The sequence below is a fragment of the Pseudomonas sp. WS 5412 genome (assembly GCF_012985615.1).
Lineage (GTDB): Bacteria > Pseudomonadota > Gammaproteobacteria > Pseudomonadales > Pseudomonadaceae > Aquipseudomonas > Aquipseudomonas shahriarae.
The window spans coordinates 138,909-158,200 of record NZ_JAARMB010000004.1; the positions used below are offsets into that span (position 1 = coordinate 138,909).

Genomic DNA, 19,292 nt, shown 5'->3' on the forward strand with positions numbered 1-19,292 from the left:
ATGTCTGATGCTCTCGTACTGATTACCGGCGGCGCTGGTTTTATCGGCTCCAATCTGGTCGATGCACTGCTAGCCAAGGGCTATGCGGTGCGCGTGCTGGATAACCTGTCCACCGGAAAGCGCAGTAACCTGCCATTGGATAACCCGCGCCTGCAACTGCTCGAAGGCGATGTGGCCGATGCCGCATTGGTCGCTCGCGCAGCGGTTGGGGCGACGGCGGTGGTGCATCTGGCGGCGGTTGCTTCGGTGCAGGCGTCGGTGGATGACCCGGTCAGTACGCACCAGAGCAACTTCGTGGGCAGCCTGAATGTCTGCGAGGCCATGCGCCAGGCTGGGGTCAAGCGCGTGGTGTTTGCCTCCAGTGCGGCGGTGTATGGCAATAACGGCGAAGGCGACTCGATCGACGAGCAAACCGCCAAGGCACCGTTGACGCCATATGCCTCGGACAAGCTGGCCAGCGAGCACTACTTTGACTTCTATCGCCGCCAGCATGGCCTGGAGCCGGTGATTTTCCGCTTCTTCAATATTTTTGGCCCGCGCCAGGATCCGTCATCGCCGTATTCCGGGGTGATCAGCATCTTCAGCGAGCGCGCGCAAAAAGGCCTGCCGATTGCCGTATTCGGCGACGGTGAGCAAACCCGTGACTTCATGTATGTCGGGGATCTGGTTGCGGTACTGGTGCAAGCCGTGGAAATGGCGGATGCCCCCCTGGGCGCGATCAATGTCGGCTGGAACCACACCACCACCCTCAAGCAGTTGCTGCAGGCGCTGTCGGAAATCATCGGCTCGTTGCCGGCTGTCAGCTACACAGAGCCGCGCTCGGGTGATATCCGGCACTCCAGAGCCAACAACCAGCGCTTGGCGGCAAGCTTCACATTGCCTGAGCCGACGCCGCTGAAGGTTGGTCTGGAGCGACTACTCAACCAGTAGGTACCGCTCGCCACAGGCGGGGCTGCTTCAGCGACCCGCCTTCTTCGGCACCATCTTGCGCAAGATCTGCCTGGCCCGCCCGGTCAATTGCTTCAACTTCGATTCCTTCTCCGGCGCGCTCAGGCCCTGTTGCCTGAGCCAGTCCTTCCAGCGGATCCGCTCATCGCGCACCAACCAGCCCTCCTGCTGGGCGAAACTCTCCGCCAGGTACAACCCACGGGTGCTCGCCGGGATCAGTTGATCCTTCTTCAGGGTATACAGCTCGGCGCACGGCTGGCCGTCCTTCAGGGGCATCAGGTACAAATCCGGGCGCTGGCGGTCCAGGCGCGCCACCAGTTGGTCGCCCTCCAGGCGTTCGTCCACATGGAACAGGCTCAGGGACTTGGCTTCCTTGGGCACTTCCAGGCGCAGGTCATAGATCAATTGCAGTGAGGCCGTGGGCAGGTGCACATAGGCCCGCGGGCGTTCGATCAACTGCATGCTGGCGCAGCGCACCGGGCGGGCAGCGCCGGACAGCGGCGACAGGCGAAACGGCAAGGCCTCGCGGTAGTGCAGGGCGCTGGAGTAGGGCGCCGGCAGCCAGGTGTCATTGAAACGTCCGCCGAGCCAGCCCTCCGGGGTTTCCAGCAGGCATTCCTCGGCGATTTCCTGGATAGCGGTGTGCAGCGGCAGGTTCAGTTCATGGGCTGGCACGTAGCCGGAAATCAGCTTGAGCACCACATCGCCACGGTCCTGCCGGCGCTGGCGCACCAACACCCAGTAATCGCGGTTTTGCCAGTGCAGCGTCAGGCGCACCGACACCCCGAGGTTGGCCAGTTCCAGGGCAAAGCGTTCGGCGTCTGCCACGTCCACTGGCTTGCGCCGCTGCAGGGTCTGGGCAAAGTTGAGCGGCATGCCCACGCTCTGGTAGCTCAGGCCTTCGGGGGTGGCTTCGACGTACAGCGGCAGTGTTTTGAAATTACTGGGGTTTTTTCTTATGAGCGTTCGCGGCATGTCGGCTCCTTCTTGCGTCGGGGTCGGCCGCGTGGGCGGCATCAGGATTGGCGAATGATCTTGGCAGCGGTTGCCACATTATGGGCAAGGTGCAGCGGGTTGATGGTTCCGACAATAGCACTGGCCACGCCCGTTTGCGCAAACAACAAGGTGAAACTGGCGTGAATTGGATCCACTCCCGGCTCAAGGCAGGCATGGCCACTGGCCAGGGCCTTTTTCACCAGGATGCCTTTGCCATGGGCGGCGGCGTAATCAATCACGGCTTTTTCGTTTTGCTCGCTCAGATTGTAGGTGACCATGGCGCAATCGCCTTGTTCCAGAGCCTTCACTCCGCCTTCGACGGTTTTGCCGGAGAAGCCGAAACCGCGAATCTTGCCCTCGCGCTTAAGCTCCGCCAGAGTCTGGTACACCTCGCAGTTGTTGAGGATATGCAAGTCGTTGCCGTCGGAATGCACCAGCACCAGGTCGATAAAATCCGTTTCCAGGCGTTTCAAGCTGCGCTCCACGGACAACCGGGTGTGGGCGGCACTGAAATCGTGATGGGACACGCCGTCGGCAAATTCTTCGCCGACCTTGCTGACAATCACCCAGTCCTGGCGCTGGCCTCGCAGCAACGGCCCCAGGCGCTCTTCGCTATGGCCGTAGGCGGGGGCGGTGTCGATCAGGTTGATCCCCAGCTCGCGGGCCTGGCGCAGCAACATGCGCGCTTCTTCATCATTGGGGATCTGGAAACCATTGGGGTACTTCACCCCCTGGTCGCGCCCCAGCTTCACGGTGCCCAGGCCCAGTGGCGACACCAGCAGGCCGGTGCTGCCCAGGGGGCGATGGAGGTCATGCAGGGTCGATAGGCTCATGGCAACAATTGCTCCCAGGCAGGTTGGGCGATGGCCGGGCGCGGCAGTTCGGGCAGCGGTGTGCTTGGCGTTGGCTGGATGCCGTCACGTTGCAGGGCGCTGAGCACCCGGTCGGCGAAGTCCGGCGCCAGGGCCAGCTTGGTCGGCCAACCCACCAGCAAGCGGCCCTGTTCGGCGAGGAACGCGTTGTCCGGCCGGGTCAGGCCCGTTTGCAGGGGTTCGGCGCGGTCTACTCGCAGGGTCGCCCATTGGGTCTGGCTCATGTCGATCCATGGCAGCAGGTGCGCCAGTTCCTTTTGCGCCGTGGCGATCTGCTCGGCGGGCGTGCGGTGCACGCCTTCGGTCTCGGCAATATCACCGCCCATGTACCACACCCAACGGCCATCGGCGGCCGGGTGCGTGGTGATGGTGATCCGAGGCTTGGTGCCGCCACCCAGGCAGTGCGCGTACAGAGGTTTGAGGCCGGGGCCCTTGGCGATGATCATATGCAGCGGGCGTTTTTGCATGGCCGGCTGGCTCAGGCCCAGGGCCGTCAGCAGCTCGGCGGTGCCGCCGCCGGCACTCAGCACGATGCGCTGGGCGCGGATCGCCCGGCCGTCGACTTTCAGGCCGACGAGGATGTCATCTTCCAGCAGCGGTTCGATCTGTTGCCCGGCGAGCAGGCCGTCGCCGGCCAGTTGTGCCAGGCGCTCGATCAGGCTCGGCACGTCCACCACCAGTTCGGCCAGGCGATAGACCTTGCCCTTGAAGCGGCGGTCTTGCAGGGCCGGCGGCAAATCGTCACCCTTGACCTGATCGACGCGGCCACGCACCGCCTTGCTGGCGAAGAAGCTGGTGAGGTTGCCGGCCAGGGTGCCCGGCGACCACAGGTAATGAGCCTGGGACAACAGGCGCACGCCCGTCAGGTCCAGCTCGCCACTGCCCGCCAGCGCTTCCCGCCAGCGTCGCGGCATATCGGCAATGGCTTCGGAGGCGCCGGTCAGGGCGCCATGCAGGGCGTACTTCGCACCGCCGTGAATGATCCCCTGGGACTTCACGCTCTGCCCGCCACCCAAGGTCGCGTTCTCCACCACAATCGTGGAGAACCCCTGGCTGCGCAGGCGCGCATTGAGCCAGAGGCCGGCAACCCCGGCGCCGACAATCAGGACGTCGGTGGAAATAACGGATGGCATGGGGCGACCTCAGTGTTCGGAACAAGAGGCCAAGTATACAGACTCGACAGCGGGATCTTTGCCCAGGATCAACAACTGTAGAAGGTCAGTGGCCCGCGGTTTTCGAAAACAACTGAATCACCACCACCCCCAGCACAATCATGCCCATCCCCAGCATCGCCGGCAGATCGAGTTTTTGCCCGTAGATAAACAGCGCCGCGATGCTGACCATGACGATCCCCAGCCCCGCCCACACTGCGTAGGCCACGCCCACGGGCACGGTGCGCACCACCAGGGTCAGCATCCAGAATGCGACGCCATAGCCGACGATCACCAGCAGCAGGGGGATTGGCGTGCTCCAGCCCTTGATCGCTTTCATGGAAACGGTGGCGATCACTTCCGAGCAGATGGCAATGGCCAGGTAGTAGTAGGCGGCGTTCATGGGGTGTTCCTCGGAATTGGGGCGTGTAATAAGGCCGGCATTCTAGAGAATCCGCAGATGGGGTAAAGTCATTACCTATCCGAATTCAAGATGGGTTGAGCCAATGAGCGTGCAGTGGAATCTGGAGCAGATGCGCCTGTTTGTCAGCGTCGCCGAGCAGCGCTCGTTCTCGGCGGTGGCACGGGACCAGCGCAAGGCGCAATCGGCGGTGAGCAATGGCATTGCTCTGCTCGAGGCCGACCTGGGCGTGAGCCTGTTTGATCGCAGCAGCGGTCGCCAGCCACGCCTGACCGAGGCCGGCACGGTATTGCTGGAGGAAGCCCGGGAAGTGCTGCGCCAGTGTGAGCGCCTCAACGGCCGCGCCCTGTCCCTGATGCGCGGCGAAGAAGCGCGGCTGCGCCTGGCCCAGGACGAAGCCATGCTGTATCAGCCGGTACTCGACAGCCTTGAGGCGCTGGCCGGGAAATTTCCCAGTCTGGAGGTGCAATTGTCCAGCACGGCCCAGGGCGATGTCGCTCGCAAGTTGGTGGAGCGCAAGGCCGACCTGGGGTTGCTGTTCTACCACGATCAGATCCCTGAGGCCCTTGAACGGCGGGTGGTCGGCAGTGTGGAAATGGTCACGGTGTGTGGCGTCGGGCACCCGCTGGCCAGGGGTGGGTTTGTCGATTGCCAGCGTCTGGCGCAGTTTCGCCAATTGCTGATGTCGACCCAGACCAGCGTCTACCCCGGCAGCGAGGCGGCCAGCCCCCAGGTATGGCGCGCCGACAGTTTCTACGTGCTGGCCGAATGGTTGGTGCGCGGCCTGGGCTGGGCCTGGTTGCCCCGGCATGTGGTGCAGTACCCGACGTATCAGGGGCAGATGGTCGAGTTGGACAGCGAGTGGACGCCGCCGGCCCTGGTGGTGGAATTGGTGTGGCGGCGCGATGAGCCCCTTGGCCCGGCGGCGCGCTTTCTGGCCGAACGTTTTACCGCGTGTTTGCTGGCGATCGGCTGAAAAAGCCGATAAACTCCGCCGCCATGAATCGAACTCTCTATAGCTGTCTGTTTTACCTGGCGCTGCCGTTGGTGGCCTTACGTCTATGGCTACGGGCCCGCAAGGCGCCGGCCTACGCCAAGCGCGTCAGCGAGCGCTTTTCCTACGGCTTGCCGGTACTCAAGCCCGGCGGGATCTGGGTGCACGCGGTGTCGGTGGGCGAGAGCATCGCCGCCGCGCCGATGATCCGCGGTTTGCTGGAGCGGCATCCACAGTTGCCGATCACCGTCACCTGCATGACGCCCACCGGTTCCGAGCGGATCCAGGCGCTGTTCGCCGATGAACCGCGCATCCAGCATTGCTACCTGCCTTACGATTTACCGTGTGCCGCCAAGCGTTTTCTGGACCGGGTGCAGCCCAGGCTTGCGGTCATCATGGAAACCGAATTGTGGCCCAACCATATTCACCAATGTGCCAAGCGCGGGATTCCCGTGGCCTTGGCCAATGCGCGGCTGTCGGCACGTTCGGCCAAGGGTTACGGGCGTTTCGCCAAGCTGACTGCGCCAATGCTGGCAGAAATGAGCCTGTTTGCCGTGCAGACCGCCACCGAGGCCGAGCGCTTCCGCAGCCTGGGCGCGCGCCCGGAAACAGTCGAAGTCACCGGCTCGATCAAGTTTGACCTGACCATCGACCCCGAACTGCTGGCGCGCGCCGCTGCGTTGCGCGAGCAATGGCAGGCCAGCGAGCGCCCGGTATGGATCGCCGCCAGTACCCACGAGGGCGAAGATGAAGTGGTGCTGGCTGCCCATCGACAACTACTGGCCAGTTACCCCAACGCGCTGCTGATCCTGGTGCCCCGTCACCCGGAGCGGTTCAACGCAGTGCTGGAGCTTTGCCAACAGCAGGGTTTTGCTACGGTGCAGCGCTCCAGCGGCGCGCCGGTCGGTGCCGACACCTCGGTATTGCTTGGCGACACCATGGGCGAGTTGCTGTTTCTCTACGCCTTGGCCGATAGCGCCTTTGTCGGCGGCAGCCTGGTGCCCAATGGCGGGCACAACCTGCTGGAGCCGGCGGCGCTGGCCAAACCGGTGATCAGTGGCCCGCACCTGTTCAACTTCCTCGAAATCGCCGCGATGATGCGCGAGGCCGGAGCGTTGCAGGAAGTGGATGATGCCGAGGGGTTGGCCGAGGTGGTGCGGCAGCTGTTCGAGCTACCGCAGGATGCGCGCAAGCGGGCGTTGGCGGGGCTTAAGGTGATGCAGGCTAATCAGGGCGCGTTGAAGCGTTTGCTCGATGGCTTGGACAGACTAATCAAACCCTGACCCCGCTCGGTCAAATATGTGGGAGCTGGCTTGCTTGCGATAGCCATAGGTATCTACATAACTCTTTTCTCTAGTGCTTATTGGGGTTGTGTACATATCCGTTGCTGCGGTAAGGGCGGAACCCTAAGTGGCCATGACCGCAGCAACGGATATGTACACAAACCTAAGAATCACTAAAGAGACGTGCAGATAAACCGAGGTGCCTGTATCGCGGGCAAGCCCGGCTCCCACACCAGCCAACTCTCAAACGGGTGTTGTGGTGTGGCTCAATTGTTGGGGCGGGCCTTCAGTTGTTCGGCCGCGGCCTTGGCCAGATCCGGCGGCAGGAAATCCTTGTCCGGGTTGTAGTCAGCCTTCAGGTACCGCGCCAGATCCTGCAGATCCCCCGGGTTCAACGTCCCCGCCGCCTGCTTCAAGCGCAGGTTGTCGAGGATGTAGTCATAACGGCTGTTGTTGTAGTTGCGCACCGAGGTGTACAGCTGGCGCTGGGCGTCGAGCACGTCGACGATATTGCGTGTGCCCACCTGGTAACCGATTTCCGTGGCTTCCACTGCGCTCTGGTTGGAGATGATCGACTGGCGGCGTGCCTGTACCTGTTCCACATCGGTGTTCACCGCGCGGTGCAGGTTGCGGGTGTTTTCCACCACCTGGCGGCGCAGGCCTTCGCGTTGCTGTTCGGTCTGGCCCAGGCGCGAATAGGATTCACGTACCTGGGAGCTGGTGAGGCCGCCGCTGTACAGCGGGATATTCAGGCGCAGGCCGATGGTGCGTTGCTCGACATCACCACGATAGGGCTGGCCGAACGCGTTGGGGTTGCTGAAACCGAGGGCGTCGTTGTCGCCTTTTTCGTATTGCGCCACCGCGTCCAGGGTCGGCGCGTGGCCGGCCTTGCGTTGCTTGAGGGTTTCTTCGGCAGCGGTGACCGCATAGTTGCTGGCCAGCAGGTTCAGGTTCTGCCGCCCGGCGGTGTCGACCCAGGCCTTGGCGTCATTCGGCGCTGGCGGCAAAACGGGCAGGGTGTGGACAATGCCCTGGATCGCGTTGTACTGGCGGTTGGTCAGGGTGATCAGCGCTTCAAACGCGTCATCCACCTGGCGCTGGGCGAGGATCCGGTTGGCCCGCGCGGTGTCGTAGCTGGCCTGGGATTGCAGCACGTCGGTCTTGTCCGACAGGCCCACGTCGAAACGCTCGTTGGACTGGTCCAACTGGCGCTTGAAAGCGGCTTCTTCGGCCTTGGTCGAGGCCAGGTTGTCCTGGGCGCGCAGCACGGCGAAGTAGTTTTCCGCGCTTTGCAGGATCAGTTCCTGCTCGGTGGCCGACAGCTGCAGTGCGGCCTGTTCATTGACCGCTTCGGCCGCCTGCAACTGGAACCAGCGGTCGGCACGGAACAGTGGCTGGCTCAGGGTCGCACGCCAGGTGTGGGCATCGCGATTGGCGGTGGCTGACGGGGTGTCGATCTGGGTGCGTACGTTGTTCACGTCGGCGCCGGCCGAAAGGTTGGGCAGCAAGCCGGCACGGGCCTGGGGCACCACTTCTTTTTGCGCGCCATATTGGGCGCGGGCGGCGGCCAGGTCGGCGTTGTTGTCCACCGCCTCCTGGTAGACGCTGACCAGGTCGGTTTTGGTCGACAAGGGCGCTTCTGCTGCCCAGACCATTCCATTGGTCGCACAAGACACGGCAAGAGCCAGTGAAAGTTTGCGCAGCATGAGGCGATCCCTAGATAAATATTACGACAATAATTTAGCGTTCAAGGCTACGACGAGCAATCCATAGCGTCAAGCCGCTGAGGCAGGAGCCGAGTGTAGTGGCCGTACCCCGGCACAACAATCCTGTAATTGCGCCATTCATCACGCTGAATGCACCGCTATTGGCAATTTGCCTGCTCCATGGTCTAGACTGGCCGCGTTCTTGTCGGGGTGCCTTGCTATGAGGCTGAGATCGGTAAATACCGGATCCCGTTGAACCTGATCAGGTTAGCGCCTGCGTAGGGAACAAGATTTCTCGTCACCCGGCGAGTCCTCTTGTGCTTCGTCCGGGATGTTGTTCGACAATCGAACAGCCCTCGTGCGCCAAGCACAGCACTGCTTCCAGTGCGTTCGTCCGCCACAGGTTCACTCCGACAAAAATCCACTGCCTGGATGTGTCTGGAGAGCCCGTGATGAGTACAAAACTAAAAAACACCGTGCATTTGAGTGAGTCGGCCAAGGTCGATTCCGGATCCGTGCAGCCGTTTACCCGCTCGCAAAAAGTCTATGTGCAGGGCACTCGCCCGGATATCCGCGTGCCGATGCGTGAAGTCAGCCTGGACGTGACCCCCACCGACTTCGGCGGCGAAATCAATGCGCCAGTGGTGGTCTACGACACCTCCGGGCCGTATACCGACCCGAATATCATCATCGACGTGCGCAAAGGCCTGGGCGATGTGCGCTCGCCGTGGATCGAATCCCGTGGCGACACCGAGCGCCTGTCGGGCCTCAGTTCGCACTTCGGCCAGCAGCGCCTGAGCGACGCCGAGCTGACCGCCCTGCGTTTTGCCCACGTGAAAAACCCGCGCCGCGCCAAGGCCGGGGCCAACGTGACCCAGATGCATTACGCGCGCAAAGGCATCATCACCGCGGAGATGGAATACGTCGCCATCCGCGAAAACATGAAGCTTGAAGAGGCTCGCGCCACTGGCCTGCTCGACCAGCAACACGCCGGGCACAGCTTCGGGGCCAGCGTGCCGAAAATCATCACCCCGGAATTTGTGCGCGAAGAAATCGCCCGTGGCCGCGCCATCATCCCGGCCAACATCAACCACACCGAACTGGAGCCGATGATCATCGGCCGTAACTTCCTGGTGAAGGTCAACGGCAATATCGGCAACAGCGCCCTGGGTTCGTCCATCGAAGAAGAAGTGGCGAAACTCACCTGGGGCATTCGCTGGGGCTCGGACACGGTGATGGACCTGTCCACCGGCAAGCACATCCACGAAACCCGCGAGTGGATCATCCGCAACTCGCCGGTGCCGATCGGTACCGTGCCGATCTACCAGGCCCTGGAAAAAGTCGGCGGCGCCGCCGAAGACCTGACCTGGGAGCTGTTCCGCGACACCTTGATCGAACAGGCCGAGCAGGGCGTCGACTACTTCACCATCCACGCCGGCGTGTTGCTGCGCTATGTACCGCTGACCGCCAAGCGCGTCACCGGCATTGTGTCCCGGGGCGGCTCGATCATGGCCAAGTGGTGCCTGGCGCACCATAAAGAGAACTTCACCTACACGCATTTCGATGAAATCTGCGAAATCATGAAGGCCTACGATGTCAGCTTCTCCCTCGGCGATGGCCTGCGGCCAGGTTCGATTGCCGACGCCAACGATGCGGCGCAGTTCGGCGAGCTGGAAACCCTCGGCGAGTTGACGAAGATCGCCTGGAAACACGATGTGCAAACCATGATCGAAGGCCCTGGCCATGTGCCGATGCAGTTGATCAAGGAAAACATGGACAAGCAGCTGGAGTGCTGTGACGAAGCGCCGTTCTACACCCTGGGCCCGCTGACCACCGATATTGCACCGGGCTACGACCACATCACCTCGGGCATCGGCGCGGCGATGATCGGCTGGTTCGGTTGCGCCATGCTCTGCTACGTCACGCCCAAGGAACACCTGGGCCTGCCGAACAAGGATGACGTGAAGACCGGGATCATCACCTACAAGATTGCGGCCCACGCGGCCGACTTGGCAAAAGGTCATCCGGGCGCGCAGATCCGCGACAACGCCTTGAGCAAGGCGCGGTTCGAGTTCCGCTGGGAAGATCAGTTCAACCTCGGCCTGGACCCGGACACCGCACGTTCCTATCACGATGAAACCCTGCCCAAGGACTCGGCCAAGGTCGCGCATTTCTGCTCGATGTGCGGGCCGAAATTCTGCTCGATGAAAATCACCCAGGAAGTGCGCGAGTACGCGGCCAACCAGCGCATCGAGGCGGTGGACGTGGATGTGGCCAAGGGCTTGGCCGAGCAGGCGGAGCGGTTCAAGCAGGAAGGCAGTCAGCTCTACAAAAAGGTCTGAGCCCAATGATCGTTCCCACGCTCCGCGTGGGAATGCATCCCGTGACGCTGCGCGTCACAAAGCGGACGCGGAGCGTCCAAAGCGGCATTCCCACGCAGAGCGTGGGAACGATCATGTCCCTCTGAGATAACCCCCTTGAGCATTCAACCCAGCACCTATTCCCCTGACATCGCGGTGCCTGCCGATAAAAGAGTCTTCGGCGCCCGCGATCTGTTTTCCCTATGGTTCTCCCTCGGCATCGGCCTGATGGTCCTGCAAACCGGTGCACTGTTGGCGCCGGGGCTGGGCCTGTCGGGGTCGTTGCTGGCGATCTTGCTCGGTACCCTGGTGGGCGTGCTGTTGCTGGCTGCCGTCGGGGTGATCGGCAGTGACACCGGCCTGTCGTCCATGGCCGCCCTCAAGCTCAGCCTCGGCGCCAAGGGGGCGAGCCTGCCGGCGCTGTTGAACCTGTTGCAACTGATCGGCTGGGGCTCGTTCGAGATTATTGTCATGCGCGATGCCGCCAGCCTGCTGGGTACCCGGGCTTTCAGCGCCGGCAGCCTGTGGGCCAGCCCGTTGCTCTGGACCGTGTTCTTCGGTGGGCTCGCCACGTTGCTCGCGGTCAGCGGCCCGTTGACCTTCGTGCGGCAGATCCTGCGCAAGTGGGGGATCTGGCTGTTGCTGGCGGCGTGCCTGTGGCTGACCTGGAACCTGTTCGCCAAGGCCGACCTGGCCGCGCTGTGGGCCCAGGCCGGCGATGGTTCGCTGCCGTTTGCCGTCGGGTTTGATATCGCCATTGCCATGCCGTTGTCCTGGCTGCCGCTGATTGCCGATTACTCACGCTTCGGCCAGCGCGCCACCCGTGTGTTCGGCGGCACCGCCCTGGGCTTTTTTATCGGTAATTTCTGGCTGATGAGCCTGGGCGTGGCCTACACCCTGGCGTTTGCGCCCAGTGGCGAAGTCAATGCGCTGTTGCTGGCGTTGGCCGGGGCTGGCCTGGGGATTCCGCTGTTGCTGATTCTGTTGGATGAATCAGAAAACGCCTTCGCTGATATTCACTCGGCGGCGGTGTCCAGCGGCATGCTATTGCGCCTGAAAGTCGAGCACCTGGCGCTGGCGATTGGGCTTGTGTGCACGCTGATCGCCTGTTTCGCGCCCTTGGCCCAGTATCAGAACTTCCTGCTGTTGATCGGCTCGGTATTCGCGCCGCTGTTTGGCGTGGTGCTGGTGGACCACTTCATCCTGCGCCGGCGTGGCCAGGCCCTGGCTACAAGCCTGCGCTGGCCGGCATTGCTGGCCTGGCTGGGAGGAATCAGTACCTATCATCTGCTGGCCAATCTGTACCCGGATATTGGCGCGACCCTGCCGGCACTGGCGCTGGCAGGGCTGTTGCAATTTATCCTTGGGCGCGCTTTCAGCGGCGCACGGGCACCAGCTCAGGCTTGATGATGCCGTCGAGGCGAGCGTAAGGAATCTGCAACTCGACGTGGCCCATGGCGTAAGGCGCAATGGTGGTCGTCGGGTACTTGAGCACCACGGCACCGTAGGTCAGCGCCACGTTCGGGGTTTTCTGGAAGGGCCAGCTTTTCACGTACTCCGGCTCCAGGCTCAGGCGAGTGCTGATCAACCAGCTGTTGTGGGCCACTTGGGCGGCTTTCCAGAACGCGTCTTCCTTGCCCGGGCGCAGCATGTCCGCCAGGGTCAGGTTTTTTTGCTGTTGGCGCGAGTAGTTGATGAAGCCACGGCCGGGTTCGCCGTGGGCACCGCCGGTGTCCAGGTAGCTGGACAGCTCGATGATCACCAAGCCGTCATGCTGCTCCCGTACCTTGGCCTGCAAATACATGCTGTTGCGCGGGCCGGACTCACGCAGGAATTTTTCCCGATAGGCATTCAAGGTCGCCGGCACCGGGGCGCCGGGGGTGGTGCGGGTCATTTCCAGCAGGCGTTGCTCGATCAACGCATCGAGCTTGGGCTCGCTGGCGAAATGCACCGTATCGATGTTCACCAGCGGGCAATCGGCAGTGGTGCAGCCGGGTTGCACCACCTCGGAGGCATCGCGAGTGGCTTCCAGCGGCGCACGGTAGCTGGGTTGGAACAGGCTCTGGCAAGCACCGAGCGTCAGGGCAATACAGGCCACGGAGGCGACTTTTAACAGCGACATGGGCGTCCTTCATAAAGCGGAGAAGAGCGAAAGATATGGGGCTTCGACTATCGGCATCCCAGTCAGTTCGCCACTAAGCTGATTACAGTGAGTGTGACCGCCGCCGCCCGTCCCGGCAACCGCAAAGGGGCTGCACCGAGGCGCGCGAGCGCTGTAGGATGGCGCGATGCTAAGACACACACTGGATTAAACGAGGGTTGATATGACCGACAGTGCGAAATCGACGCCGACCAGATTCGAAGAGGTTCAGCGCGACAATGCCTACAGCGGCTTCTACAAGCTCGATCGCGTGCAACTGCGTCACGAGTTGTTCGATGGCGGCATGAGCCCGGTTATCAACCGTGAGATTTTTGTACGCCACGATGCCGTGTGTGTACTGCCCTACGACCCGCAGTGCGATGAAGTGGTGTTGATCGAGCAATTTCGTGTGGGCGCCATGGGGCGCACCGACAACCCCTGGCTGGTGGAAATGGTGGCCGGCCTGATCGACAAGGACGAGCAACCGGAGGAGGTTGCACACCGCGAAGCCGAAGAGGAAGCTGGGCTGACCTTCTCCGCGCTGTGGCCGATCACCAAATATTTCCCCTCGCCGGGTGGCAGCACCGAATTCGTCCACCTGTTTTTGGGGCGTTGCGACAGTGCCGGTGCCGGCGGTATCCATGGCCTGGCCGAGGAGGCAGAAGATATCCGTGTCACCGTCTGGGCTTTTGAAGATGCCCTGCAAGCGGTACGCGACGGTAAAATTTCCAACGCAGCCAGCATTATCGCCCTGCAATGGCTTGCGCTTAATCGCGCGGAAGTGAGGGGGCTATGGCAGTAAAGGTACGGGAACGCTACCGGGTTGATCTGATCGGCTTGCAAGCCGCTTGCGAGGCCAACTACGCGCGGCTGATGCGCCTGTTGCCGGACATGCGCCACGCGCCCGAAGCGCGCCGGATCGCCGTGACCCACGGCGACCAGATGCTCGGCGTGTTGAACCTGGAAGTGATCCTCACCTGCCCGTACACCAGCACCCTGCGGGTGCGCCAGGAGCACAGCCTGCCGTGGCTGCCGGTGCCGCAGCTGGAAGTGCAGGTGTATCACGATGCACAGATGGCCGAAGTGGTCAGCGCCGAACATGCACGGCGCTTTCGCAGCATCTATCCTTACCCCAATGTGTTCATGCACCAGCCCGATGAGAAAGCCCAGCTCAATGTGTTCCTCGGTGAGTGGTTGAGCCATTGCCTGGCGTTGGGCCATGAGTTTGAAGTCGTGCGGTAGATGTGAACTGCGTCTGCTTCACGGGTTTCCTCTTTGTAGCCTGCCCCAGCATAATTGCGCCCATTGTCCATTTTTCGTGATCGCCCTGGGAGAACGCCTTGCCGAGCGTATCCATCGTGAACCCTGATGCGCCGGCGTTGCTGGTGCAACTGTCTGACAGCCACCTGTTTGCCGAGGCCGACGGCACGCTGCTGGGCATGAACACCCGTGACAGCCTGCAGCGGGTGATTGACCTGGTCCGCGCCCAGCAGCCGCAGATTGATTTGCTGCTGGCCACCGGCGACCTGTCCCAGGACGGCACGCTTGCGTCCTACCAGCTGTTTCGCGAACTGAGCCAGCAGGTCGGGGCCCCGGCGCGCTGGATCCCGGGCAACCACGATGAGCCGCAGGTCATGGCCGAGGCCACCATGGGCAGTGCGTTGCTGGAGCCGGTGGTGGATGTGGGCAACTGGCGGGTCATTATGCTGGACTCCGCCGTGCCGGGCTCGGTGCCGGGTTATCTGGCGGATGTGCAATTGCAGCTCTTGGCCCAGGCGTTGAGCGAAGCACCGGGCCGCCATCACCTGGTGTGCTTCCATCATCACCCCGTGCCTATCGGCTGTGCCTGGATGGAGCCGATTGGCCTGCGTAACCCTGAGGCGCTGTTCGCCGTCCTCGACCGGTTTCCCCAGGTACGGGCGGTGCTGTGGGGGCATGTGCACCAGGAAATCGACCGCGAACGCCATGGCGTGCGCCTGCTGGCGTCGCCGTCGACCTGTATCCAGTTCACCCCGGGCAGTGAGGATTTCAACGTCAGCGAACAGGCCCCTGGCTATCGCTGGCTGCGTTTGCATGCCGATGGACGCTTGGAAACAGGCGTAGAGCGGGTCCAGGGGTTTGCCTTCACCGTCGATTACGCCAGCAATGGCTACTGATCTATTGACGGTAGTCCCGCGCTAACCTCACCACCGTAACGCCTTGCCCCAAATGCCGCAGCGAAGGCTGAATCAACACGCAGTTGTCATACGGCGTGACGATTTCGCGCTGGGCATCCCGGGCGATCACCGTTCCCGCGTGGCTGATCCGCTCCAGGCCACGAAAGTCATCGGTGAAACTGAAGTCCATGCTGTGGGCAATCACTGGGTCAGTGACTTGCAAACATTGCTGGGCTGCAGGTTTTTCCTGGCTGAGAAACGTCGATACATCCGCCTCGACGACTGCCTGAGTCGCAATCAGGAAGCGGGCCGCGACGTCGAGGGCGACCCGTTCACTGCTTTTCGAAAAGTGCTGGCCGGTCTCGATCAGCAGCGCATTCTTGGGGCTGGCGGCATCGCCGAATCCGCCGTAGTCACGCATGCGCCGGCCGTTGGCGTGGCCGGCGTCTGCGACGATGGTTGCCGGTACGCCTAATGATTGGGCGAACGCCAGGCCTTTGGCGCATGCACCGCACATCATCAGCGGCGGTGATTCTTCGTGCATTGAGTGGATATCGAGCAGCAAATCGACGCTGTCGATCAGCGGGCGCAGCTCCCGGGCGCGGCGCAATTCGGCGGAGTCGCGCGGGCCGTCGAGGGTTGATGGCAGCCAGACGCGGTTCATGTCCTCGTCAATAAAGCGGGTCGCATCAATGTCCTGTGGGTCGAAGCGTTGATAGGCCTGTATGTTGGCAAAGCCCAGTGACAATCGCCCCTGGCGCGGGCGCACCCCGCTACGCAACAGGGCGTCCACCGCGATTGCGCCGCTGACTTCATTGCCATGGGTCAGTGCCATGATCAGCACATGGGGCCCTGGCGTGCCGCTGTCGAAGCTGTGGATGTAGTCGATCCCGCAGTTACCGGTTTTCCATTGGCTCAGATCAGGGAACTGGACCTCCACGGGGTAGGGTTTGAGTGCTGCACGAACCTGCTCAAGGGTTTTCATTTCAGTCTCCGACTGACCGAGGTGTGCACTTGCCGCGCGGGCTTGGCGCGCGACAAGCAGGAAGGGTTTGTTTAATGGGCAGCGGGGTGGGTGCCGCGCATGCGTCGGCCCAGGCAGATAATCGCCAGTACGCTGATCAGAATGGTCGCCATGACATAAAAGCTGGGGGCCAGCTTGCTGCCGCTGGCGTCGATCATCCAGGTCACGATCAAGGGCGCAAAACCACCAAACAGGGTGACGGAAAAGTTGTAGCTCAGCGCCAGGCCGGTCCCGCGAATGCTGGTTGGGAAAATATCGGCAAGCATCGCCGGGATGGGCCCCAGGCAGGCAGCGATCAACAACCCGACAATCGCCTGCACGGTCAGCAGCGTAGAAAAGCTGGGGAAGGCGTTGAGCAGGGCGAACATCGGATAGGACGAAAACCCGGTAAGCAGCAAGGCGATTGTCAGTACTCGAAAGCGTCCGTAGCGATCGGATAAGCCGCCAAATACCGGGGCCATCAACATCAGGGTCACGCCAGTCATCAGCGCCCCGAGATACGAAGAGGTGGCGGTGATGTTCAGTTGTTTAAGGGCATAAATGGGCATGTACAGTTTGTGCACATAGTTGAATGCTGTGGCCCCGGCCACCACGCCGATAGCCAGCAACAGGCTGACGTGCCCTTTGACCAACACATCGCGCAGCGGCGTCTTCACCTTTGTGCTGGCGGCGGTTTTCTTGAAGTCCGGGGTTTCATCGATTTGCGTGCGAATGTAGAAACCCACCGGCCCGATCAGCAGGCCGAAGCCGAAGGCCACACGCCAACCCCAGTCGTTCAACTGCACATCCGACAGCACATAGCTGAGGATTGCACTGACCCCCGCGGCCAGTACGGTCGCCAGGCCCTGGGTCGACAATTGCCAACTGGCAAAGAAGCCACGGCGTTTGGCATCGGCGTGCTCGACCATGAATGCGGTCGCCGCACCAAACTCACCGCCCGTAGAAAAGCCCTGGAGCATGCGCGCAACGATGATCAACAGCGGCGCTGCCAAGCCGATCTGCTCATAGGTCGGGGCGAAGGTAATCATTGCGGTGCCGATCAGCATGATCATGATCGACATCGTTAACGATGCCTTTCGCCCGGCCCTGTCGGTGTAGGAACCGAGCACGATGGCGCCTAGGGGGCGCATCAGGAAGGAAATGCCAAACGAGCCTACGGCCAGCAGCAGTGAGGTGGTTTCGTTATCGGACGGGAAAAACTGTTTGCTGATCACCACCGCGAAATAGCCGTAGATCAGCAAATCATAAAACTCCAAGGCGTTACCGACACTGGCAGCGACGATCTCCTTCCATGGACCTCGCTGGGTTGGAGCCTGTGCCGATGATAAGACGGATGATGGGACTGTCATGGGTGTGCACCGGGTCTGTTTCACAGTTGGCATTCGGATTCGCCGAACCGCAGCGCGGCCTGACGAGATCGAAGGCATTAATTGTTATGGGTGAAAGCCCGGGTGAAATTGAATCAAGTGCGCACGAACAGCAATTGCCGTTTCGGCACAGGTTTGAGCTGTTTTGGCACGGGGCCGACAGGCATTGGGTTTTACGCATCTTGGAGTTGATGCAATGCCTGGCGCTATGATCGCAAACGCTGTTGGCGCAACGACAGGTTCACAGACCTTCCCAGATCTTCATGACCATTTCGCTCTGGTTGGCGTGCAGGCGATGCAGCGAGACGTCGAAGGCGACGTGAAACTCGGGGCCGCCTGCAATCAGCAACTCGCCCGAGGCCAGCGCATCCTTGACCACCATGCGCGGCAGCCATGCCAGGCCTCTGCCACGCTTGGCCATTTCCAGGATGGCGTCATAAGAGTCCGCCTGGTAGACCATGCGCAGCGCCAGGTGCTGTGGCAGCCGCTCAAGGTGCTGGGCCAGCACGCCGCGCAGTGCCAGGGACGGAGAAAAGGCCAGCCAGGGGATGCTCATGGCGCAGGGCGCGGTGCAGATCTGCTGGCGCGGCAGGCCATTGGTGTCCGGCGCACTGACCGGCAACAGTTCCTCATTGGCCAGTACCCGGGAGTCGCAACGCTCCGCGCCCAGCAGTGTCTGGGTCAATGGGCTGGAAAAGCTCAACAGCAGGTCGACCTCGCCGGCGGACAGCTTGCTGATCGCTTCTTGCGCCCCGCTGGTGACCAATGACACCGCAAAATTGCCCAGGCGCTGGTGCAATGACTCGTACCAGTCCGGGAAAAAATCGCTGGCCAGGGTCCGGCCGGTGGCGATGCGCACGGGCTCGTCGCGGCTCAGGGTGGTGCCTTTGAATTGCGCCCTGACAGTGGTCAGCAGTTGCAGTGATTGTGTCGCGGCGTCCAGGAACAGCACGCCGCAAGGCGTCAGTGACAGGGGCTGTTTGCGCTCGATCAAGGGTGTACCGACCCATTCTTCCAGGGCGCGGATACGTCGGCCGAACGCCGGGTGCGTGACACAGCGATTTTCGGCGGCCCGCGAGAGGCTGCGGGTGCGGGCCAGTTCGATAAAATCCTCAAGCCATTCTAGTTGCATGCGGTTTTCCTGCCTGGCGGCTCATCAACGCGGCGCCACCGATAGTACCGCCAGCGGCGATGGGCTGCACCCACAACCCCCGCGTTCCCTGTAAACTGCGCCCCTTTGGCTGATAACGCACGGAGAGCCCTGCATGTCCGCTTCGATCTTGTATATCCACGGTTTCAACAGTGCGCCGGCCTCGACCAAGGCCAGCTTGCTGATGGGCGTGATGGACAGTCTCGGTCTGGCCGACCAATTGCGGGTGCCGGCCTTGCATCATCACCCACGCCAGGCGATGGCCCAGCTGGAGCAGGCGATCGGCGAGCTGGGGCGGCCGCTGCTGGTCGGCAGCTCACTCGGCGGCTACTATGCAACCCATCTTGCCGAACGCCATGGCCTCAAGGCGCTGTTGGTCAACCCGGCGGTCAGCCCCCATCGCATGTTCGACGGTTACCTGGGCACCCAGAAGAACCTCTACACCGATGAAACCTGGGAACTGACCCACGATCACGTCGCGGCCCTGGCTGAGCTTGAGGTTGCAGCGCCCCAGGATGCCCAGCGCTATCAGGTGTGGTTGCAGACCGGGGACGAAACACTGGATTATCGCCTCGCCGAGCAGTATTACCGGGCCTGTGCCTTGCGTATCCAGGCTGGCGGCGACCACGGTTACCAGGGCTTTGGCCGACAGTTGCCGGCGTTGTTGAGTTTTGCCGGCATTGGCGCAGATCAGTACCAATCCTTCGATTTCACCGCATTGTGA

Annotated in this window: 18 protein-coding genes and 1 riboswitch; of the genes, 9 read left to right on the forward strand and 9 right to left on the reverse strand. The window is 62.1% G+C overall.

What is annotated here, in order from left to right; all coding sequences use genetic code 11:
* Positions 1–930 (forward strand): NAD-dependent epimerase/dehydratase family protein, encoded by a 930-nt coding sequence (locus tag HBR94_RS07655; protein WP_057437323.1) that lies wholly within the window; start codon positions 1–3, stop codon positions 928–930.
* Positions 931–957: 27 nt separating this feature from the next.
* On the opposite strand, the gene HBR94_RS07660 is transcribed toward HBR94_RS07655, so the two are convergent.
* From HBR94_RS07660 to HBR94_RS07675, 4 genes are all read right to left on the reverse strand, one after another.
* On the reverse strand, positions 958–1,923 hold the full coding sequence (locus tag HBR94_RS07660; RefSeq protein ID WP_057437325.1) for a hypothetical protein: 966 nt from the start codon (positions 1,921–1,923) through the stop codon (positions 958–960).
* 41 nt (positions 1,924–1,964) lie between these two features.
* A complete protein-coding gene (locus tag HBR94_RS07665) occupies positions 1,965–2,777 on the reverse strand; it encodes an aldo/keto reductase (protein ID WP_170044467.1) in 813 nt (270 codons plus the stop codon).
* The gene (locus HBR94_RS07670) at positions 2,774–3,949 is read right to left on the reverse strand and encodes an FAD-dependent oxidoreductase (protein WP_057958129.1); all 1,176 of its coding nucleotides are present in this window, start codon (positions 3,947–3,949) and stop codon (positions 2,774–2,776) included. Before HBR94_RS07670 ends, HBR94_RS07665 begins: the two co-directional genes overlap by 4 nt.
* An 85-nt stretch (positions 3,950–4,034) precedes the next feature.
* On the reverse strand, positions 4,035–4,370 hold the full coding sequence (locus HBR94_RS07675) for a multidrug efflux SMR transporter (RefSeq protein ID WP_057437331.1): 336 nt from the start codon (positions 4,368–4,370) through the stop codon (positions 4,035–4,037).
* Positions 4,371–4,473: 103 nt separating this feature from the next.
* Here HBR94_RS07675 and HBR94_RS07680 point away from each other — a divergent pair, with 103 nt between their 5' ends.
* Entirely contained in the window at positions 4,474–5,364 is an 891-nt protein-coding gene (locus tag HBR94_RS07680) for a LysR family transcriptional regulator (protein WP_170044468.1), read from the forward strand.
* Positions 5,365–5,387: 23 nt separating this feature from the next.
* The gene (gene waaA, locus HBR94_RS07685) at positions 5,388–6,665 is read left to right on the forward strand and encodes a lipid IV(A) 3-deoxy-D-manno-octulosonic acid transferase (RefSeq protein ID WP_057958131.1); all 1,278 of its coding nucleotides are present in this window, start codon (positions 5,388–5,390) and stop codon (positions 6,663–6,665) included.
* A 266-nt stretch (positions 6,666–6,931) separates the two neighbouring features.
* On the opposite strand, the gene HBR94_RS07690 is transcribed toward waaA, so the two are convergent.
* Entirely contained in the window at positions 6,932–8,371 is a 1,440-nt protein-coding gene (locus HBR94_RS07690) for a TolC family outer membrane protein (protein WP_115127242.1), read from the reverse strand.
* A 196-nt stretch (positions 8,372–8,567) separates the two neighbouring features.
* A riboswitch (TPP riboswitch) is annotated at positions 8,568–8,673 on the forward strand.
* 150 nt (positions 8,674–8,823) lie between these two features.
* Between HBR94_RS07690 and thiC the strand changes: the two genes are divergently transcribed.
* Both thiC and cytX read left to right on the forward strand, forming a co-directional pair.
* Complete coding sequence (gene thiC, locus HBR94_RS07695; RefSeq protein WP_170044469.1) at positions 8,824–10,713, forward strand: phosphomethylpyrimidine synthase ThiC; 1,890 nt, start codon at positions 8,824–8,826, stop codon at positions 10,711–10,713.
* A gap of 135 nt (positions 10,714–10,848) precedes the next feature.
* Positions 10,849–12,138, forward strand: a complete 1,290-nt coding sequence (gene cytX, locus HBR94_RS07700) for a putative hydroxymethylpyrimidine transporter CytX (RefSeq protein WP_115127243.1) — start codon at positions 10,849–10,851, stop codon at positions 12,136–12,138.
* Here the strand turns inward: cytX and HBR94_RS07705 are convergent.
* A complete protein-coding gene (locus tag HBR94_RS07705; RefSeq protein ID WP_057437337.1) occupies positions 12,107–12,853 on the reverse strand; it encodes an RsiV family protein in 747 nt (248 codons plus the stop codon). The two genes, cytX and HBR94_RS07705, sit on opposite strands and share 32 nt — an antisense overlap.
* 202 nt (positions 12,854–13,055) lie before the next feature.
* Between HBR94_RS07705 and HBR94_RS07710 the strand changes: the two genes are divergently transcribed.
* The 3 genes from HBR94_RS07710 (at position 13,056) to cpdA (ending at position 15,027) form a co-directional block, all read left to right on the forward strand.
* Positions 13,056–13,673 carry an NUDIX domain-containing protein gene (locus HBR94_RS07710; protein ID WP_169959891.1) on the forward strand — a complete coding sequence of 206 codons (618 nt, stop codon included), beginning with the start codon at positions 13,056–13,058 and terminating at the stop codon, positions 13,671–13,673.
* Positions 13,664–14,113 (forward strand): DUF1249 domain-containing protein, encoded by a 450-nt coding sequence (locus HBR94_RS07715; RefSeq protein WP_057437343.1) that lies wholly within the window; start codon positions 13,664–13,666, stop codon positions 14,111–14,113. Before HBR94_RS07710 ends, HBR94_RS07715 begins: the two co-directional genes overlap by 10 nt.
* A gap of 98 nt (positions 14,114–14,211) precedes the next feature.
* The gene (cpdA, locus tag HBR94_RS07720; RefSeq protein WP_115127244.1) at positions 14,212–15,027 is read left to right on the forward strand and encodes a 3',5'-cyclic-AMP phosphodiesterase; all 816 of its coding nucleotides are present in this window, start codon (positions 14,212–14,214) and stop codon (positions 15,025–15,027) included.
* Between the two features lies 1 nt (position 15,028).
* On the opposite strand, the gene HBR94_RS07725 is transcribed toward cpdA, so the two are convergent.
* The 3 genes from HBR94_RS07725 to HBR94_RS07735 form a co-directional block, all read right to left on the reverse strand.
* Positions 15,029–16,012, reverse strand: a complete 984-nt coding sequence (locus tag HBR94_RS07725) for a M14 family metallopeptidase (protein WP_057437348.1) — start codon at positions 16,010–16,012, stop codon at positions 15,029–15,031.
* Between the two features lie 71 nt (positions 16,013–16,083).
* On the reverse strand, positions 16,084–17,433 hold the full coding sequence (locus tag HBR94_RS07730; protein WP_315492230.1) for an MFS transporter: 1,350 nt from the start codon (positions 17,431–17,433) through the stop codon (positions 16,084–16,086).
* A gap of 226 nt (positions 17,434–17,659) precedes the next feature.
* On the reverse strand, positions 17,660–18,550 hold the full coding sequence (locus tag HBR94_RS07735) for a LysR family transcriptional regulator (protein ID WP_170044470.1): 891 nt from the start codon (positions 18,548–18,550) through the stop codon (positions 17,660–17,662).
* A gap of 133 nt (positions 18,551–18,683) precedes the next feature.
* Here HBR94_RS07735 and HBR94_RS07740 point away from each other — a divergent pair, with 133 nt between their 5' ends.
* On the forward strand, positions 18,684–19,292 hold the full coding sequence (locus HBR94_RS07740) for a YqiA/YcfP family alpha/beta fold hydrolase (RefSeq protein ID WP_115127248.1): 609 nt from the start codon (positions 18,684–18,686) through the stop codon (positions 19,290–19,292).

Excerpts from the sequence above, each read along its gene's own strand:
- HBR94_RS07655 (WP_057437323.1), top strand. The coding sequence starts at position 1 with ATGTCTGATGCTCTCGTACTGATTACCGGCGGCGCTGGTTTTATCGGC.
- HBR94_RS07660 (WP_057437325.1), bottom strand. The coding sequence starts at position 1,923 with ATGCCGCGAACGCTCATAAGAAAAAACCCCAGTAATTTCAAAACACTG.
- HBR94_RS07665 (WP_170044467.1), bottom strand. The coding sequence starts at position 2,777 with ATGAGCCTATCGACCCTGCATGACCTCCATCGCCCCCTGGGCAGCACC.
- HBR94_RS07670 (WP_057958129.1), bottom strand. The coding sequence starts at position 3,949 with ATGCCATCCGTTATTTCCACCGACGTCCTGATTGTCGGCGCCGGGGTT.
- HBR94_RS07675 (WP_057437331.1), bottom strand. The coding sequence starts at position 4,370 with ATGAACGCCGCCTACTACTACCTGGCCATTGCCATCTGCTCGGAAGTG.
- HBR94_RS07680 (WP_170044468.1), top strand. The coding sequence starts at position 4,474 with ATGAGCGTGCAGTGGAATCTGGAGCAGATGCGCCTGTTTGTCAGCGTC.
- waaA (WP_057958131.1), top strand. The coding sequence starts at position 5,388 with ATGAATCGAACTCTCTATAGCTGTCTGTTTTACCTGGCGCTGCCGTTG.
- HBR94_RS07690 (WP_115127242.1), bottom strand. The coding sequence starts at position 8,371 with ATGCTGCGCAAACTTTCACTGGCTCTTGCCGTGTCTTGTGCGACCAAT.
- thiC (WP_170044469.1), top strand. The coding sequence starts at position 8,824 with ATGAGTACAAAACTAAAAAACACCGTGCATTTGAGTGAGTCGGCCAAG.
- HBR94_RS07705 (WP_057437337.1), bottom strand. The coding sequence starts at position 12,853 with ATGTCGCTGTTAAAAGTCGCCTCCGTGGCCTGTATTGCCCTGACGCTC.
- HBR94_RS07710 (WP_169959891.1), top strand. The coding sequence starts at position 13,056 with ATGACCGACAGTGCGAAATCGACGCCGACCAGATTCGAAGAGGTTCAG.
- HBR94_RS07715 (WP_057437343.1), top strand. The coding sequence starts at position 13,664 with ATGGCAGTAAAGGTACGGGAACGCTACCGGGTTGATCTGATCGGCTTG.
- HBR94_RS07725 (WP_057437348.1), bottom strand. The coding sequence starts at position 16,012 with ATGAAAACCCTTGAGCAGGTTCGTGCAGCACTCAAACCCTACCCCGTG.
- HBR94_RS07730 (WP_315492230.1), bottom strand. The coding sequence starts at position 17,433 with ATGCCAACTGTGAAACAGACCCGGTGCACACCCATGACAGTCCCATCA.
- HBR94_RS07735 (WP_170044470.1), bottom strand. The coding sequence starts at position 18,550 with ATGCAACTAGAATGGCTTGAGGATTTTATCGAACTGGCCCGCACCCGC.
- HBR94_RS07740 (WP_115127248.1), top strand. The coding sequence starts at position 18,684 with ATGTCCGCTTCGATCTTGTATATCCACGGTTTCAACAGTGCGCCGGCC.